Source organism: Mesorhizobium sp. M1217 (assembly GCF_040318275.1).
GTDB lineage: Bacteria > Pseudomonadota > Alphaproteobacteria > Rhizobiales > Rhizobiaceae > Mesorhizobium.
The window spans coordinates 377,591-395,019 of the sequence record NZ_JAMYMA010000002.1; the positions used below are offsets into that span (position 1 = coordinate 377,591).

Annotated in this window: 16 protein-coding genes; 2 read left to right on the forward strand and 14 right to left on the reverse strand. The window is 64.2% G+C overall.

Annotated elements, in window-relative coordinates; genetic code table 11:
• Positions 1–27: 27 nt before the first annotated feature.
• Both NKH37_RS04555 and NKH37_RS04560 read right to left on the reverse strand, forming a co-directional pair.
• Positions 28–993, reverse strand: a complete 966-nt coding sequence (locus tag NKH37_RS04555) for an LLM class flavin-dependent oxidoreductase (RefSeq protein WP_352814958.1) — start codon at positions 991–993, stop codon at positions 28–30.
• 131 nt (positions 994–1,124) lie between these two features.
• Complete coding sequence (locus tag NKH37_RS04560) at positions 1,125–1,280, reverse strand: hypothetical protein (protein WP_292657228.1); 156 nt, start codon at positions 1,278–1,280, stop codon at positions 1,125–1,127.
• Positions 1,281–1,548: 268 nt separating this feature from the next.
• Between NKH37_RS04560 and NKH37_RS04565 the strand changes: the two genes are divergently transcribed.
• Positions 1,549–2,316: an SDR family NAD(P)-dependent oxidoreductase gene (locus tag NKH37_RS04565; protein WP_352480998.1), complete on the forward strand. Its 768-nt coding sequence runs from the start codon at positions 1,549–1,551 to the stop codon at positions 2,314–2,316.
• A 14-nt stretch (positions 2,317–2,330) separates the two neighbouring features.
• On the opposite strand, the gene NKH37_RS04570 is transcribed toward NKH37_RS04565, so the two are convergent.
• The 10 genes from NKH37_RS04570 to NKH37_RS04615 all read right to left on the reverse strand — a co-directional run bounded on the left by NKH37_RS04570 (position 2,331) and on the right by NKH37_RS04615 (position 13,357).
• Positions 2,331–3,275, reverse strand: a complete 945-nt coding sequence (locus NKH37_RS04570) for an ABC transporter permease (RefSeq protein ID WP_023721348.1) — start codon at positions 3,273–3,275, stop codon at positions 2,331–2,333.
• On the reverse strand, positions 3,272–4,327 hold the full coding sequence (locus NKH37_RS04575; protein WP_023721349.1) for an ABC transporter permease: 1,056 nt from the start codon (positions 4,325–4,327) through the stop codon (positions 3,272–3,274). The genes NKH37_RS04570 and NKH37_RS04575 overlap by 4 nt, the downstream gene beginning before the upstream one ends.
• The gene (locus NKH37_RS04580; protein ID WP_502895833.1) at positions 4,327–5,832 is read right to left on the reverse strand and encodes an ABC transporter ATP-binding protein; all 1,506 of its coding nucleotides are present in this window, start codon (positions 5,830–5,832) and stop codon (positions 4,327–4,329) included. Before NKH37_RS04580 ends, NKH37_RS04575 begins: the two co-directional genes overlap by 1 nt.
• A 180-nt stretch (positions 5,833–6,012) precedes the next feature.
• Positions 6,013–7,044 (reverse strand): BMP family protein, encoded by a 1,032-nt coding sequence (locus NKH37_RS04585; RefSeq protein WP_352451297.1) that lies wholly within the window; start codon positions 7,042–7,044, stop codon positions 6,013–6,015.
• 167 nt (positions 7,045–7,211) lie between these two features.
• Positions 7,212–8,417 (reverse strand): 3-oxoadipyl-CoA thiolase, encoded by a 1,206-nt coding sequence (gene pcaF, locus NKH37_RS04590; protein WP_353004007.1) that lies wholly within the window; start codon positions 8,415–8,417, stop codon positions 7,212–7,214.
• Positions 8,418–8,557: 140 nt separating this feature from the next.
• Positions 8,558–9,319 (reverse strand): SDR family NAD(P)-dependent oxidoreductase, encoded by a 762-nt coding sequence (locus NKH37_RS04595; RefSeq protein ID WP_353004009.1) that lies wholly within the window; start codon positions 9,317–9,319, stop codon positions 8,558–8,560.
• Positions 9,320–9,330: 11 nt separating this feature from the next.
• Positions 9,331–10,143, reverse strand: a complete 813-nt coding sequence (locus NKH37_RS04600) for an ABC transporter permease (RefSeq protein ID WP_023721354.1) — start codon at positions 10,141–10,143, stop codon at positions 9,331–9,333.
• Entirely contained in the window at positions 10,143–11,006 is an 864-nt protein-coding gene (locus NKH37_RS04605) for an ABC transporter permease (protein WP_352481004.1), read from the reverse strand. Before NKH37_RS04605 ends, NKH37_RS04600 begins: the two co-directional genes overlap by 1 nt.
• A gap of 76 nt (positions 11,007–11,082) precedes the next feature.
• Positions 11,083–12,246 (reverse strand): ABC transporter substrate-binding protein, encoded by a 1,164-nt coding sequence (locus tag NKH37_RS04610; protein WP_352588120.1) that lies wholly within the window; start codon positions 12,244–12,246, stop codon positions 11,083–11,085.
• Positions 12,227–13,357, reverse strand: a complete 1,131-nt coding sequence (locus NKH37_RS04615) for an ABC transporter ATP-binding protein (protein ID WP_353004012.1) — start codon at positions 13,355–13,357, stop codon at positions 12,227–12,229. Before NKH37_RS04615 ends, NKH37_RS04610 begins: the two co-directional genes overlap by 20 nt.
• 114 nt (positions 13,358–13,471) lie before the next feature.
• Between NKH37_RS04615 and NKH37_RS04620 the strand changes: the two genes are divergently transcribed.
• Positions 13,472–14,284, forward strand: a complete 813-nt coding sequence (locus NKH37_RS04620; RefSeq protein WP_352481005.1) for a response regulator transcription factor — start codon at positions 13,472–13,474, stop codon at positions 14,282–14,284.
• 8 nt (positions 14,285–14,292) lie between these two features.
• Here NKH37_RS04620 and NKH37_RS04625 read toward each other — a convergent pair whose 3' ends face one another.
• Entirely contained in the window at positions 14,293–16,359 is a 2,067-nt protein-coding gene (locus tag NKH37_RS04625; protein ID WP_353004014.1) for a 3-hydroxyacyl-CoA dehydrogenase NAD-binding domain-containing protein, read from the reverse strand.
• Positions 16,360–16,479: 120 nt separating this feature from the next.
• Complete coding sequence (locus tag NKH37_RS04630; protein ID WP_353004016.1) at positions 16,480–17,427, reverse strand: ABC transporter permease; 948 nt, start codon at positions 17,425–17,427, stop codon at positions 16,480–16,482.
• Positions 17,428–17,429 lie beyond the last annotated feature (2 nt).

The window sequence follows — 17,429 nt, forward strand, 5'->3', positions numbered from 1 at the left end:
AGCAAGGCGCGGGACGACGGGGGCTCTTCAGCAGCCGGCTCTCGCGCCCTGTGTCGCACGGGACGCAAACGCCCCCGGCTGAGGGATATCGGCCTCGCGCCGCGCCAGCGAGTTGCGCAGCAGTGCGATCGCCTCGCGGCCGGCAGTCGCAATCTCGCGCGGCCTGTCGACGCCGACGATCATGAACTCCTTGATCCCCAAAGCGGCGTAGGAAAGCAGCGACAGCGCGACCTGCGCCGGCGGCCCGGCAAGTTCGAGCGCCTTCTGGCAGGAAGCGGCCGGCTTATCTTCCGAACGGATTCGGTCTTCCGAACGGATTCGGACGGGAAGCGCGAAACGCAGCTTGCCGGCCCGACCGTGTTCGGCGGCAGCGCCGCGTACGCGCTCCATTGACTGTCGGATTTCTGCAAGCGAGCCGGGCGCCAGCTCGAACACATCCGCATGCCTGCCCGCGACCCTGAGCGCCGTGCCCGACTGTCCGCCCATGCGGATGGTCACGTCGGCACCATGCGGCCCCTTGCGCGGCACATAGCCGCCGTTGACGCTGTAAAAGGCGCCTTCATGGTCGAACGGCCTGTCGTTCGACCACAACCGCTTCAGTAGCACCAGATATTCGTCGATGCGTTGCCAGACCACCGTATGGCCGGCCGGACGTGCCTCGGCATCGTCGTCGCTCAGCGGCTCGCTGAGCATCCTGAGCGACAGCCGGCCACGGCTTCTCGCGTCGAGGGCAGCGAGCTGCCGCGCCGCCACGGTTGGTTCGATCACGCCCGCCCAATGCGTGAGCACGACCTCGAGGGAGGAGGTCCGGTCCAGCGTCTGGGCGGCAAGGTCCATATTGGTCAGCAGCCCGGCCTGGTCGTCGATGACGATCTTCTGGAATCCGGCATCCTCGATCAGTGACAGCTTCGTCGCGGTCTCGACAAAGTCGTAGAAAAAGCTGGCGTCGGCAGCGTGGATCTTACCGGGAACATGCGTGAACTCGATCGGCATTGCCATCTCCTCCATCACGTTGAATCAGGGCGCGCGAAAGCGCACCGGCATTCGGTTCATTCAACTCCGGAATTTCTGCAAACGGCAGGCCGCTATCCCGAGGAAGCCTCGACGATCAGAGCCTTTACAAATCAGGGGATCAGCCCCAGTACCACTGCCCCGGTGAATACGAACGCAAGGGCAAAGACGAGATAAGCGAAAGCGCCGGCGTAGGCCGGCCGCCATACCTGGTCGGAACTCAGCCTTTGGCCTTTGCGGGCAGTCTGAGCGTTCTGGCTATAGGACATATCGACCTCCGTCTCGGCGCTTAATCTATAAAATCAGTAGACTTTGTCGAGTGCTATTTTCGCGCGATCTTTAGAACAATTTTCTCCAACTGCTAGACAAATTAGTGCTTTTACTGCTTAGCGCTGCCTTTTTGAGGCGTGCCGGGGTGACGGCAGAAAACGTCCGGTCCATGTGTCTGTGGCTCCTTGGCCATCCAATGGATGAGGGATAGCATCGCTGCTTGAGCGGAAAGCCGCGACGTCACGGCAAGGCAGCAGGGAGCAAAACATGGGTACAAGACTGGCCGGCAAGGTCGCCATCATTTCGGGCGGCGCGACGGGAATGGGCGGTGCGGCCTCGGAGCTTTTCGCGGCGGAGGGCGCCAAGGTGGCGATCATCGACCGCAACGGCGAAGCGGCGGCTGCCACCGCAGCGGCAATCAGGCAACGCGGCCAGGTCGCCGAGCACTGGGTCGCCGACGTATCGGACGAGCGGCAGGTCGAAGCGGCGGTGAAGGGCGTGATGGAAAAATTCGGCCCGGTCACGGTTCTGTTCAACCATGCCGGCACCATCGTCATCAAACCCTTCCTGGAGACCACGCTGCAGGAATGGGACTGGCTGCATGCCGTCAATGTGCGTTCGATGTTCCTGATGACGCGCGCCGTGCTGCCCGGCATGATCGCCGCCGGCGGCGGTTCCATCGTCTGCACCTCGTCGATCTCGGCGGTGGCGGCGACGCCGATGGAGGTGCTTTACGACACCACCAAGGGTGCCTGCCACATGTTCGCGCGTGCCATTGCCGTCGAATTCCGCGACCGCAACGTCCGCTGCAATGCGGTCTGCCCCGGCTTCATCAGGACGCCGCATGGCCTGCGCGAGGTCGCCGATCTCGACAAACTCGGCGTCGATGTCTCAGACGCGGCAATGGCGGCGCAGCAGGGGCGGATCGGCGAGCCGGAAGAGGTGGCGAGGGCAGCCCTGTTCCTGGCCAGCGACGAGGCCAGCTTCGTCAACGGCGCCCATCTGTTCGTGGATAACGGCTTTACCGCGATGTGAAGGACGGCGCGCCGCTACCGCTCTTCGCGCCGGAACGGCTTGAGCAGTGCCGAAGGAGCCACCGCATTGCGCGACATCACCGCCATGGCGACGATGGTGAAGATGAAGGGCAGCATCAGGAACGCCTCATAAGGAATGTGGCCGAGCCCACTTGCCTGCATGCGCAATTGCAGCGCGTCGACGAAGGCGAACAACAGTGCGGCGCCTGCCGAGCGCCATGGATCCCAGCGGCCGAAGACGACGAGTGCGATCGCCACCCAGCCACGCCCCGAAACCACGCCGAAGGTGAAGGCGTTGAACTGCGCCATCGACAGGAAGGCACCGGCCAGCCCCATCAAGGCACCGCCGAGGATCACCGCCTGGAAGCGCGTAGCGATGACGCTGACGCCGGCCGAATCAGCGGCGCGCGGGTTTTCACCGACCATGCGGACCGACAGGCCCCATGGCGTGCGGTAGAGCACGAAGGCGGCCAGGGGAATAGACAGCATTGCCATGTAGACCAGCGAAAACTGGTTGAACACCGCCGGCCCAAGCACCGGAATACCGGATAATATCGGGATCGGCAGCGTCTCGAACCCCTTGATGTTCGGCGGTACCGATTGCTGGCCGAAGATCAGCCTGTAGAGGAAATAGGCAAGGCCTGAACTGAACAGCGTCACGCCGATGCCGCAGACATGCTGGCTGAGGCCGAGCGCCACCGTGAACAGCGCATGCACGGCGCCCATCAGCGCGCCGGTCAGCACGGCGGCGAGCACGCCAAGCCAAAGGCTGCCGCTGAGGCTCGCCGCGGTGAAGCCGGTCATTGCCGACAACAGCATGATGCCTTCGATGCCGAGATTGAGCACGCCGGCGCGCTCGGAAAACATCTCGCCCAGCGTCGCGAAGGCAAGCGGCGTGGCGATGCGGATGATGGCGGCCAGGAAGCCGACCTGGAATATCTGCTCCAGCACCACGCTCATTTGGCTATTCCCACGCGACGGATGCGATAGGCGGTGAACAGCAGCGCCACCAGCATGGCGAGCAGCGCCGTTCCCTGGATGACATCGCTGAGGAAGGCCGGAACGCCGGTCGCCCGCGACATCGCCTCGGCGCCGGTCATGACGGCAGCAAGGAAGATCGCCGCCGGCACGACGCCGAGCGGATTGAGCCTCGCCAGCATGGCGACGACGATGCCGGAATAGCCATAGCCCGGCGAGATGTCGCTCATCACCTGGAAATGCACGCCGCCGACCTCGCCGACGCCGGCAAGGCCGGCCAGCGCGCCTGATAGCAGCGCCGTCGAAATCAGCACCCGCTCGACATTGATGCCGCCATAGCGCGCGGCTTCCGGGTTCTCGCCGGTGACCCTGATGCGGAAACCAAGCGTCGTGCGCGCGACCACGAACCAGATGACCGGTGCGGCGACCAGCGCCGCGACGACGCCGAGATGCAGTCGCGTGCCTTCGAGCAGCACTGGGAAATTCGCTGAATCCTCGATCGGCGGCGAGATCGGGTAGCCGCTGAAACTATCCTTCCATGGGCCCTCGATCAGCGCCATCAGCGCGTAGAAAATGACCGAATTGAGCAGCAGCGAGCTGACCACGTCATCGACCCTGAATTTTACCCGCAGTGTGGCAGGGATCAGGGCGACGGCCGCGCCGGCGGCGGCGCCCGCCAGCGCCATCAGCAACATGGCGAGCGGCCCCGGCATCGGGATGGCGCCGACGGCACAGCTCGCCACCGCACCGGCCAGCAATTGCCCTTCGGCGCCGATGTTCCAGAATTTGGCGCGGAAAGCGACCGCCACGGCAAGACCGGTGAAGATCATCGGCGCGGCACGCACCAGCGTTTCGGTGATGGCGTAGCTGTCGCCCAACGACGCCGAAAACATCACGCCATATGCCTCGACGACGCCGGCGCCGGCCAATGCAATGAGGCCGCTGCACAGGATCAGCGTCGCGCCGATGGCGAGCAGCGGCAGCGCCAGATTGAACCAGGCGGGCGTTGAGGTGCGGGCCTCGAGACGGAACATCAGGCCTCCGCCCCGGTCATCATCAACCCGAGTCTGGCGACGCTGGCATCGGCGCTGTTCAGCGTGCCGACGATGCGGCCCTCATACATCACGGCAATGCGGTCGCAGAGCATCAGCAACTCTTCCAGGTCCTCGCCGATAACGATAATGCCGCAGCCCTTGGCGCGCATGTCGAGGAATTTTTCGTGGATGAAGCGCGCGGCACCAATATCGAGGCCGCGTGTCGGCTGCGAAACGATCAGCACCTTTGGGTCGAAGGCGAGTTCGCGCGCCAAAAGCGCCTTCTGCAGATTGCCGCCGGACAGCGCCCCGGCGCGCGTCATCGGCCCGGGGCAACGTATATCGTAGGCCTTGATCTGCGCCTCGGCGAAGGTGCGGATCGCATCCTGTCTGAGCAGGCCGTTGCGGCTGAACGCCACCGTGCCGATGCGCGGCAGCACCATCGAATCGGCAAGCGGCAGATTGGTGACCAGCCCGGTCGTCATACGGTCTTCCGGGATGCGGCCAAGGCCGAGCGCCTGCACTGCGCTCGGCGAGAACCGCGAAACGGCTTTGCCGGCTATCGTCATGCGGCCGGCATCGGGCGCTCGCACGCCGGAGATGACCTCGGCAAGCGCCCGCTGGCCGTTGCCGGAGACGCCGGCAATGCCGAGGATCTCGCCGCCGCGTACCGACAGCGACACATCGCGCAGCGCCATGCCGGAATGATGCGATGTCGAGATACCATCGAGGGTCAGCACCGCCGGACCCGGTGTCGACGGTCCCCTGGCCGGAGGCACGATCTCGTGGCCGCACATCAGCCGCGCCATCTCCGAAGATATCGTGCTGGCCGGCGTATCGACGCGGCCGGCAACGCGCCCGTGCCTGAGCACGACGCAGCGATGCGTCAGCGCCCGCACCTCGTTGAGCTTGTGCGAGATGAAGATGATGCCGAGCCCCTGTGCCGCCATCGAGCGCAGCGCCGAAAACAGTCCGTCGACCTCGGTTGGCGCCAGCACCGCCGTCGGCTCGTCGAGGATCAGCAGCCTTGCGCCGCGAAACAATGCCTTGACGATTTCGAGCCGCTGTTGCTCGCCGACCGACAGCGCCGAAACGGGAAGGTCCGGGTCGAGCGCCAGCCCATGCTGGCGGCCGATCTCGGCGAGCCGCGCCAGCCCCCCGGCGCGGTCGATCCGGCCCGATCTGCCGGGAATGCCGATCAAGAGGTTCTCCAGCACCGAAAGTCGCGGTGCGAGATGAAAATGCTGGTGCACCATGCCGATGCCGGCGGCCAGCGCATCGGCCGAGCTGTTGATCGCCACTGGCCGGTCCTGCACCAGGATCTCGCCGGCGTCGGGCGCATAGGCGCCGAACAGCACGTTCATCAGCGTCGTCTTGCCGGCGCCGTTTTCGCCGAGCAACCCGAGGATTTCACCCGGCGCGACGCTGAGATCGACGGCCTCGTTCGCCTTGACGGCGCCGAAGCTCTTGGTGATGCCGCGCATTTCGATGAGAGGGGCGGGCAAGGGCACTCCTGGTGAGAGATGGCGCGGATACCCCCCTTGCGGGGAGGTGCCGAGCGAAGCGAGGCGGGAGGGGTCCCCTCAACCGCCTCGACGTTTCAACCGACAAGGATGGAGCGGGTGGCAGGGGACCCCACCCGGCCCTGCGGGCCACCTCCCCTCAAGGGGGAGGGGCGGGCGCACTCAGTCCGAGACCGGCGTATTCTCGTCCACGTCGACTCGGAAATTGCCGTCGAGGATCTCGGCCTTCTTCTTCTCGACCAGTTCCTTGACCTCGGCCGGCAGCGTCTTGTCGAATTTGTGGTACGGCGCGAGGTAGGAGCCGCCCTTGGCCATGCGCGAGAAATCGCCGTAATCCTGCGCGGTGAAGACGCCGGCCTTGACCAGCTTGATCGCCTGCTCGACGGTCGGATACATGTCCCAGACCGGCCCGGTGATCACCGTGTCGGGGCCGAGGCTCGACTGGTCCGACATGTTGGAGATGGCGAGGATCTTCTTCTCCGCCGCCGCTTCGATGACACCGAAGCGCTCGGCATAGATGACGTCGACGCCGGCGTCGATCTGGGCGACGGCCGCTTCCTTTGCCTTCGGCGGGTCGAAGAACGAGCCGATGAAGGCGACCTTCTTCTTGATGTTGGGATTGACCTCCCTGGCGCCGGCAAAGAAGGCGTTGACCAGCCGGTTCACTTCCGGAATGCCCATCGCCGCGACCGCGCCGATCGTTCCCGATTTTGACATCTTTCCGGCGATCATGCCGGATAGATAGGCCGGCTCGTGGATCCAGTTGTCGAAGACACCGAAATTCGGCTCGGCCGGCCCGGCGCCGGAACCGAACAGGAAGGCGGTCTTAGGAAACTGCTTGGCCGTCCTGCGCGATTCGCGCTCGGCGGCGAAGGCATCGCCCAGCACCAGCTCATAGCCGCCTTGCGCATATTCGCGCATGACACGGCTGAAATCGGCGGTCTGCACCTTCTCCGACCATTTGTATTCGATGCCGAGTTCCTTCTCGGCCTTCTGCAGGGCGACGTGGATCTGGTTGTCCCACGGCTCCTCGATCGGCGTGGCGAAGATCGCCGCCACTTTCAGCTTCTTGGTCTTAGCAAAGGCGCTGCCCGGCAGCATCGCCGCCGCCAGGCCGAGCGCGCCCAGTTCCAGCACGTTGCGTCGCGAAAGCCCTTCGCGTTTCGATTGGATTCTGCTCTTCCCGTTGTCCATTGCATGCCCCTCTGATTGGCGCCGTGTCGAGCCGGCTCTCTTCTCTGGAATATCAGCGAAGGAACTATGGAACGGTGCCCGGCTTTTGTCCACATGGTCAAATTTGAAGGGCGGAACGACGTGGGAATTCGCGCAGCCGCACCTTCAGAACGGCCGGAATTGCTCGCTCACAATCTCTCCAGCGCCACCGCTATGCCCTGGCCGACACCGATGCACATGGTGGCAAGCGCATAGCGGCCGCCGACTTCGCGCAGTTCCAATGCCGCCGTGCCGGTGATGCGCGCCCCGGACATGCCGAGCGGATGACCGAGCGCGATGGCGCCGCCATTCGGGTTGACGTGCTCCGCATCCTCGGCAATGCCGAGTTGGCGCAGCACGGCGATGCCTTGCGAGGCGAAGGCCTCGTTGAGCTCGATGACATCGAATTGCTGCGGCGTCAGGCCGAGCCGGGCGCATAGCTTTTGCGTGGCCGGCACCGGGCCGATGCCCATGAGGCGCGGCGCCACGCCGGCCGTGGCACCGCCGAGAATACGGGCGATCGGCGTTAGCCCGTAGTTTTTCACGGCTGCTTCCGAGGCAACGATGAGCGCCGCCGCGCCGTCATTGACGCCCGACGCGTTGCCGGCCGTGACCGTGCCGCTTTGCCGGAACGGCGTCGGCAGTTTGGCCAGCGCCTCGATCGTGGTACCCGAGCGCGGATGTTCGTCCTTCGAGACGACGATCGGGTCACCCTTGCGCTGCGCGATCGTCACCGGCGTGATTTCCTTTGCCAGCCGGCCATTGGCTTGTGCGGCGACCGCCTTGTCCTGGCTGCGCACGGCAAACGCATCCTGGTCGGCGCGAGAGACGGCGAACTCTTCCGCCACGTTCTCGCCCGTCTCCGGCATCGAATCGACGCCGTATTGCTTCTTCATCAGTGGATTGACGAAGCGCCAGCCGATCGTGGTATCGTGAACTTCGGCATTGCGCGAAAACGCGGTCTCGGCCTTCGGCAGCACGAACGGTGCGCGCGACATCGATTCGACGCCGCCGGATATCATCAGCTCCGCCTCGCCGGCCTTGATCGCGCGCGCTGCGATGATGACGGCATCCATGCCCGAACCGCAGAGGCGATTGACGGTCGAGCCGGAAATCTCCTTCGGCAGGCCGGCCAGCAGCAGTACCATGCGCGCCACGTTGCGATTGTCCTCACCGGCCTGATTGGCGCAGCCATAGACGACGTCGTCGATGGCAGCCCAGTCGATGCCGGGATTGCGCTTGACCAGCGCCCTCAGCGGGATTGCGCCGAGATCGTCGGCACGCACCGCCGACAACGAACCGCCGAAGCGGCCGATCGGCGTGCGGATATAGTCGCAGATATAGGCCTCGGCCATTATGCAGCTTCCCTTTGCGCTGACGATTTCTGCTCCCGGCCCAGCCATGTTGGCCGCATTCTCCTTGAGACGAAAGCACATCTTGCCGCCGGCCGTTAGGCCAAAGGGAATTTCAGCTCCCGCCCGCCGGGAGCTGCGGATCAGCCGATGCTTTCACCGCCGTCGATCACCAACGCCTGCCCGGTCATGAAGGACGAGCGGTCGGAAACGAGAAACAGGATCGCTTCGGCGATTTCCTGGGCGCTGGCCCAGCGCTGCATGGGGATCTTGGTGCGGACATAGTTTTCGATCGCCGCCCGCCCGCCCATCTGCGCGATAAACGGTTCGTTGAAGGGCGTGTCGACCCAGCCGGGGCACAACGCGTTGACGCGGACATTGTGCCGGGCATAGTCGAGCGACATCTGCCGGGTCATCGCCACCACGGCATGTTTTGAGGTTGCGTAGGCGATCATTTCGCGGTCGTAGAACACACCCGAATTCGAGGCGGTATTCAGGATCACCCCGCCGCCTTGCGCGATCATCGACGGCATGACCAGCCTGGCCGCGAGGAACTGCGCCCGCACATTGATCCGCCAGGAGGCATCCATGCCGTCGGCGCCGACTTCGGTCAGCGTGCCGCCGACCTGGATCCCGGCATGATTGTGCAGGATGTCGATCCGCCGATGCCGGCCCAGCGTTCCTGCGACGAGCTGCTCGACCGCCGCATCGTCGCCGACATCGGTGGCGACGGCTTCGGCCCGACCGCCGGACGCACGAATGTCGGAAGCGGTTGCTTCCCCCGCCGCCTGGTCCCTGTCGGCGATCACCATGAGCGCGCCTTCCCTGGCCATTATCATGGCGCCGGCACGCCCGATCCCCGACCCGGCGCCCGTCACCACGGCGATGCGATCTTTCAGAATCATGTTTTTGTCTTTCAGTGGGATGGTTTTCGCTGGCGCAATTGCCATTGGGCGAGCACCACGAGCAGAACGGAGGCGACGAGCACGATCGTCGCGATGGCATTGATCTCCGGCGTGACCCCGCGCCGGATCGAGGCAAAGACATAGATCGGCAATGTCGTCTGCGCGCCGGCGACGAAAAAAGCGACGATGAAATCGTCGAAGGAGAATGTGAAGGCGAGCAGGAAGCCGGCGACCACCGCCGGCATGATCTGCGGCAACACGATGCTGCGGAACGTCGTCAGCGGGGTGGCGTAAAGATCGCTCGAAGCCTCGACCAGATTGCGGTCGAGGCTGCCGAGGCGCGTGCCGACGATCATCGCCACCAGCGCCATCGAAAACAGCCCGTGCGCGGCGATGATCGAGCCATAGCCGAGCGCCAGGCGCGGTGGCTGATCGTTCGGCCACAGCGAAGCGACAAACGGGTTGACCACCCCGAATAGCTGGACCAGCGCGACCAGCGTCGAGATGCCGATGACGACGCCAGGAACGACGATCGCAGCACCCAAAAGCGCATCGAAGACGGCTCGCGTCCGCGCGCCGACACGCGCCAGGCCAAGCGCCGCCGCGGTGCCGCAGAGTGCCGCGAGCAAGGCGCTGGTCGTGGCGATTAACAGGCTGTTCTTCAGCGCTTCGACCAGGAACGGGTTCGCCAGTGCCTTGCCGTACCATTGCACCGAGAAGCCAGTGAACTCGCTGGCGTGGTGGCCGGCGTTGAACGAGAACAGCACCACCAGCGCGATCGGCAGGTAGAGAAAGGCAAAGACCGCAACGACGAAGGCACGCATCAGATCAGGTCCACCCGGCGGGCACCCGAAAGCCGTGTCGAAATGCGGTTCGCGGCAAGCAGCACGACCACGGAAACCGCTACAAGGGTTATGGCGATTGCCGATCCGAACGGCCAGTTGCGCGATTGCAGGAACAGATCGACCAGCGCGTTGCCGATGAAGAAGACCTTGCCGCCGCCGAGTAGCGTTGGGATCAGATATTCGCCGAGCAACAGGATCATGACCAGCGAGAAGCCGGTCATCACACCTGGCAGCGACAGCCGCAGCGTCACGCCGAGGAATGTCGAGATCGGCGTCGCGCCGAGATCGGCGGAGGCCTCCAGCAGCCGGCGATCGAGCCGCTCGAGGCTGACATAGATCGGCAGGATCATCAGCGGCAGATAACCATAGACGATGCCGAGCAGAACCGCTCCCGGCGTATTGATCAGCCGCACATCCTCCATCCCGACATAGGCCAGCAGAGCTGGGACGCCGCGCCCGCCAAGCACATACATCCAGGCATAAGTCCGCATCAGCAGGCTGGTCCAGAACGGGATGACGACAAGCGCAAGCAGGATCAGCCGCCACCGCTCCGGCGCGCGCAAGGCGAGGTAATAGGCGACCGGATAGGCAACGAGAAGACAGGCCAGTGCACCGGCCGGCGCCAGCACCATGGTGTTCCAGAAGGCGGTCGCCCGCGCCGGAAGATTGGCATACTGCGCCAAGGTGAAAGCGGCCTGATAGCCGCCTTCCGGCGCCCGCTCGCCGACGCTGAAAACGGCGATCGCCACGAACGGCAAAACTAAAAACACCAACAGCCATGCGGTCGCCGGACCGAGCAGCAGGGCGGTCAGGAGATTGTGACGAAGAACATTGCTGCGCATTGAAAAATCGCCCCGATGCCGGCGGACATCTGTCCGCCGGGGGAGTTGCCTGCATCGGACCTTTGGTCCGCCCGGTTCAAGCCGACTTGAAGCGTGCCATCAATTCGGCCCGGCCCGGGTCGGTCAAGGTCGCGGCTGCACCGAATTCGAGTGGCTTGAGCAGATCCGCCGCCGGATAGAGGATCGGATTTTCCAGCACCTCCTTGGGCAGCAGCGCATTGACCCGCGCATCGGTGGAAGGCGCACCGTTGGCCAGGTGCTCCTTGACCGCGACTTTCGGGTTCATCAAATAGTTGAGCAAGGCATAACCCGCAGGCTTGTTGGGCGCATCCTTGGGGATTGCGTAGAAGTCGGTCCAGATCTCGCCGCCTTCCTTGCCAAGCACGTAGGCGATTTCGGGGATGTCGCGGTGGAGCTGCGCCCCGTCATTGGTCCAGCACATCGTCATCCAGGCGTCGCCGGCACGCATCGACGGCTGGTAGTCGCTGGAGACCGCGAACAGATGCGGCTTGACCTTCAGCAGCAATTCCTCCGCCTTGGCGAGTTCGTCCGGCTTCAGCGAGTTGAACGAGAAGCCGAAATATTTCAGCGCGTTGCCGATCGTGGTCAGCTGGTAATCATGAACCATGGTCCGGCCGTCGCCCTCCGCCATCGCCGTGTCCCAGAATTCCTTCCAGCTCGTCATCGGCTTGGCCAGTTTCTTGGTGTTGACGGCAAAGCCGGTGGTGCCCCAATTCTTCGGCACAGCGTAGGCCACGCCGTCGATGGTGCCTTCCCCAGTGAAGCGCGGGTCTTCTTGCGAGCCGTCATAATTGGCAAGCTTGGCCATATCGAGCGCTTCGATGATGCCGAGCTTCTTGTAAGTCGAGATCGTGTAGTTGGTTGGAACGAAAAGGCTCCAGCCCGAGGCGCCGGCCTGCAGCTTGGCCAGCATCTCCTCGTTTGAGCCGAACACATTGACCTCGACGGCAACGCCGGTCTCGGCCTGGAAATTCTCGAACGTCGCCGGGTCGTGATAATTGGGCCAGGTGGCAATCGACATGCGGTCGCCAAGACCTTCCTGGGCGAAAGCCGGCGCCGGCATGATGCCGAGCTCGCGGGCCATCACCGCCGTTGCGATGCCCAGGCCGGTAAGGCCAAGGAACTCGCGGCGGCCGATGGAACCCCGCTTGAGGCGCATCAATTGATCGACGAACTTTTCAGGGCTTATCGGCAGTCCGTCACGATATGATTTCGACATTTTTGTTTTCCCTCTGGTTGGTCCCGTTATTCTCCGGAAACGCCAGCGGCGTTCCGGCTGCAAAGCCGATGGCAACAGGTTCACCCGGCTTGAAGAGATTTCCACCGCCAATCAGATGATCGGCCTTTGCGAGCAGCGTCCCGATGCCCTGGACCTCGATTGCATATTCCGCGGTCGGACCGAGAAAGATCCGGTTGCGGACAAGCCCGTTCAGCCGGCCGCTTCCGGGCGCGCCGAGGCTTAGCGATTCAGGGCGCAGGCTGACCGAAACGGCTTCACCCTGAGCCAGCGAAGTCCGCTTGCGCGCGGCAATGACAGTGCCATCGGCAAGCGCCACCTCGACGAGCTTGCCCGAGAGCCCGACGACCTTGCCGCTCAACAGATTGGTCTTGCCGACGAAATCGGCGACAAAGAGGTCGGCGGGTTCGTCGTAGATTTCGCTCGGCTGCCCAAGCTGGACGATACGCCCGCCATTCATGACGCAGACGAAATCGCTCATCGACAGTGCTTCTTCCTGATCGTGGGTGACCAGGACGAAGGTGATGCCGATCTCGCGCTGCAGGTTCTGCAGCTCTATCTGCATGTCGGTGCGCAGCTTCTTGTCGAGCGCCGCCAGGGGCTCGTCGAGCAGCAGCACCGCCGGTTTGTTGACCAGCGCCCGCGCCAGGGCGACACGCTGCTGCTGGCCGCCGGAAAGCTCATGGATCTTGCGGCGTCCATAGCCGGCAAGCCGCACCATAGCGAGCGCCTCGCCTGCTTTCAGGCTGATCTCGCGCGACGACAGGCGCGGCCGCGCCTGGCGCAGGCCATAGGCGATGTTGTCCTCGACATCCAGATGCGGAAACAACGCATATTGCTGGAACACCATGTTGACCGGCCGCCGATAGGGCGGCGTGCCGGCCATGTCGTGGCCACGGATGAATACCGCGCCTTCGCTTGGCTGTTCGAAGCCGCCGATCATGCGCAAACAGGTTGTCTTGCCGCAGCCGGACGGCCCGAGCAAGGCGACAAAGGCAGACGGCGGGATGGCAAGATCGATGCCGCTGACCGCGATCACGCTGCCGTAGCGTTTGGTGACCCCGCGAAACTCGATGTCGGGCACTGCGGTCAAAGCTGCGGGCTCCAGCGGCTAGTTGATCTCGAAACGCTATCAGAGCCAATGGCGGCTAGTATATACCTCCCAGGTGGTATATTTTGTCTATTTTCTCGTCTGGAGGGGTATGAATTGGGCGTTTCGCGCAGCGATGAATACAGCCGGCTCGCTGCGCTCATCGCAGCGACGCGGGAGACCAGCGGCGAGCTTTTCGGCAAGGCAATGGTGGCCTGGCTCCGGCAGCATGTCAGCTTCGATCATTGCGTGATCTTCGGCTATCGCGGCGCCTTACGCCCGCCGCTGCTGTTCGAGACATTCTCGCCGGCCGACAGCCACGTCTTCGTCGCGCTCTATCAGGAAGGGCCTTATCTGCTCGATCCGTTCCACCATGCTGCGGTCGAGCGCAAGGAAGGCTTTTGGCGCATGCGCGAATTGGCGCCGGATCGCTTCTATGCCAGCGAATATTACCGCTCCTATTACAGCCAGACCAGACTTGCGGAGGAGGTCGGCTTTTTTGTGCCGCTGCCGGGAAAGGACGCACTGGTGCTCTCGCTGATGCGATTGCGCGCTTCGGGACCTTTCGGAACCGCCGATGCGAGGTTGCTGCGCGACATGGCGCCTGCGGTGATCAATCTCATCAGGCTGCGCTGGCATGATCTTCCGGCCGACAAACCGGCAGAGACGAAGCAGGACGAAACGATTGCTCCAGTCAGCGAGTTCGAACGTGCTCACATCTGGAAGAGCCTCTCGCTCACGCCGCGCGAGCAGCATGTCGTCGATCTGGTGCTTCAGGGCCATTCCACGGAATCAATCGCCAGGGCGATGCGCATCGTGCCGGGAACCGTAAAAGTCCATCGCCGCAACATCTACCGCAAGCTCAAGATAAAGTCGCAGGCGGGTCTGTTCGCGCGTTTTGTCGAGATCATGGACGCACGGATTCGGTAGTCCCAAGTTCAGCCGGCAGCGTCCCAGGAACCGGTTTCGGCCATTTGCCTGAGCAGAGGTGCCGCCCGGAAGACGTCCTCGCCGGTCTGCTGGTGCCAGTGATCCAGCCGCCGGATGATCTTGTCCACGCCTTCGCGGCTTGCCCAGAACATCGGCCCGCCCTTGCCGACCGGGAAGCCATAGCCGTTGACCCAGACGACGTCGATATCGGACGCGCGGGCGGCAATCTGTTCCTCGAGGATTTTGGCGCCCTCGTTGATCATCGGATAGAGCGTGCGCTCGATGATCTCCTCGGCGCCGATTGCCCGCGGTGCAATGCCGCCTTCAGCAGCCTTGTTGTGGATGAGCGCTTCGACCTCCGGATCGGGCAGCGGCGTGCGCGAACCGTTCTCATAGCGATAGAAGCCGCTGCCGGTCTTCTGGCCGAAATGGCCCTGTTCGCACAACGTGTCGGCGATGTCAGCCGTCTGGCCACGCGCCTTGCGGTTGCGCCAGCCTATGTCGAGGCCGGCGAGATCGCTCATCTGGAACGGCCCCATCGGCCAGCCGAAATCGGTGAACACCTGGTCGACCTGGCGCGGCATTGCACCCTCGAGCAGAAGCGCCTCCAGTTCCGCACCCCGCGCCGCCAGCATGCGGTTGCCGACGAAGCCGTGGCAGACGCCGACGACGACCGGCACCTTGCCGATCCGCCGCGCCAGATCGACGATGGTCGTCAGCACGTCCGGCGAGGTCTTGTCGGCGCGGACGATTTCCAGAAGCTTCATGACGTTAGCCGGCGAAAAGAAATGCATGCCAAGGAGATCTTGCGGCCGCGACGTCGAAGCGGCGATCTCGTTGACGTCGAGATAAGAGGTGTTGGTGGCAAGGATCGCGCCCGGTTTGGCCACCGCATCGAGCCTGCCGAATACCTCCTTCTTGACCGCCATTTCCTCGAACACAGCCTCGACGATCAGGTCGCAATCGGCGAGGTCTGCATAGTCGGTGCTGCCCCTGAACAAAGCCAGCCGCTGGCGCTTGGCGTCTTCGCTCAGCGACCCGCGGGTGACGGAAACGGCATAGTTCTTGTCGATCGTCGCCAGCCCGCGTTGCAATGCTTCCTGCGTTGTTTCCAGCAAGGTCACGGGAAGACCGCCATTGGCGAACGCCATGGCGATGCCGCCGCCCATCGTGCCGGCGCCGATGACGCCGACCCGGGCGATCTTGCGCCTGACGACATCCTTGCCGGCAAGCTTTGCCGCCTCACGTTCAGCGAAGAACAAATGCCGCTGCGCGCGTGATTGGTCGCCGGCGACAAGCTTGACGAACAGGTCGCGTTCGGCCGCCAGCGCTTCGTCGAAGGGCAGCGTGAGGGCGTTGCGGACCGACTGCGCACAGGCTATCGGCGCCTCGAGACCGCGCGCTTTGCCCGCAAGCGTTGCCGCCTCCTTGTCGAAGGCCGGCAAGTCGGCCTGGTCGAGGCGATCGTTGCGGTCGCGCACCGGCGTGAACGGACCGCCTTTCGCGGCCGTTTCGCTGGCGAAACTCACCGCTTGCGCGGTCAGGTCGCCATCGAAGACGGCATCCACCAGACCGGCGGCGCGCGCCTCGGCCGCATTGATCGGCGTTCCCGAAACGATCATGCTGAGTGCCTTCAGCGGACCAACCAAGCGCGGCAGGCGAACCGTGCCGCCGCCGCCCGGCAGCAGGCCGAGCTTGACTTCCGGCAGGCCGAGCCTTGCCGCTCGGTCGGCAACACGGAAATGGCAGCCGAGCGCCAGTTCCAGGCCGCCGCCGAGCGCAGTGCCGTGAATGGCGGCGACCGTCGGCTTGGCGATGGTTTCCAGCACGGCGACAATGGCGCGCAATTCCGGCTGCTGCGCCGGTCTGCCGAATTCGGTGATGTCGGCGCCGGCGACGAAGGTCCGCCCGGCGCAGGCTATCACGATTGCTCCCACCAACGGCTCGTCGCGCAGCGAGACAAGCGCCTGCATCAGCGGCTCGCGCACATGGAAGCTCAGCGCGTTGACCGGCGGATTGTCGATGCTCACCAGCGCGACGTTGCCGTGCCTTGTAGTGCTGACGAAATCGGACACGCAAACCTCATACAATGATGTTGGCCAGGAGCCCGACGGGATTTACAGCGCTGGCATGCGGATGGGAACCACATGTTTGCGGGCCGGATCGATATCCTCTCGCCGCCGGGTGGCCTTGCCTTAGCGCAGCGCCTTCTGCCCGCCGGCCGCGGTGATGACGCCGACGATGATCAGCCCGGTCAGCACCAGGCGCACGCCGACGCTTACGCCGAACGTGTTGAGCATGGTCAACAGCAGCACGAGGAACAGCGCCGCGCCCCAGACCCCCGGCACATTGGCCTTGCCGCCGGCTACCGACGTGCCACCGATGACGACAACCGCGATCGACGCCAGCAGATACTCATTGCCGATATCGACATTGGCGCCGCGGAAATAACCGGCGAGCAGTGCACCGTCGAGGCCGCCGAGCGCGCCCGACAGCGTGTAGGTGAGGAAGCGGGTGCGGCCGACATTGACGCCTGCCAGCCAGGCGGCGCGGATGTTCTGGCCGATCGCCAGCACCGAGCGTCCGTAGATCATGCGCTGCAAAACGATGCCGGCGCCGATGGTGAACAGCACGGTCAGGATCGCCAGCACCGGGATGCCGAACACCTGCCAGTTGGTGAAATCGGCAAAGCCCGGCGGCGGCTTGATCTGCAAGCCGCGCCCATAGCTGATGTCGACCGACTGGATGACGAAGCTGGCCGATAGCGTCGCGATGATCGGCGGAATGCGCAGCGCCCATATCAGAAGGTAGTTGACGGCACCGATCGCCATGCCGCAGGCAAGCGCGGCCAGCAGCCCGACCGCGATCATCGCATCATTGCCGTCCATGACCTTCATGGCGACAGCACTGGCAAGGCCGATATTGGCCGGCAGCGACAGGTCGACATTGCCCGGCCCGAGCGTGATGACGAACATCTGGCCGACGCCGACGATGACGGTGAAGACGGCAAGCGACAGCGCCGCCGTGATCATCCCGCCTCCGCCATAGCCGCCGGTGAAGGCGATCGTCGCCAGCCACACCAGCAGCGCCCCGAAGAACGACCAGATCCAGGGTCTGGCGAGCAGTGCCCGCAGCGAGACCATGC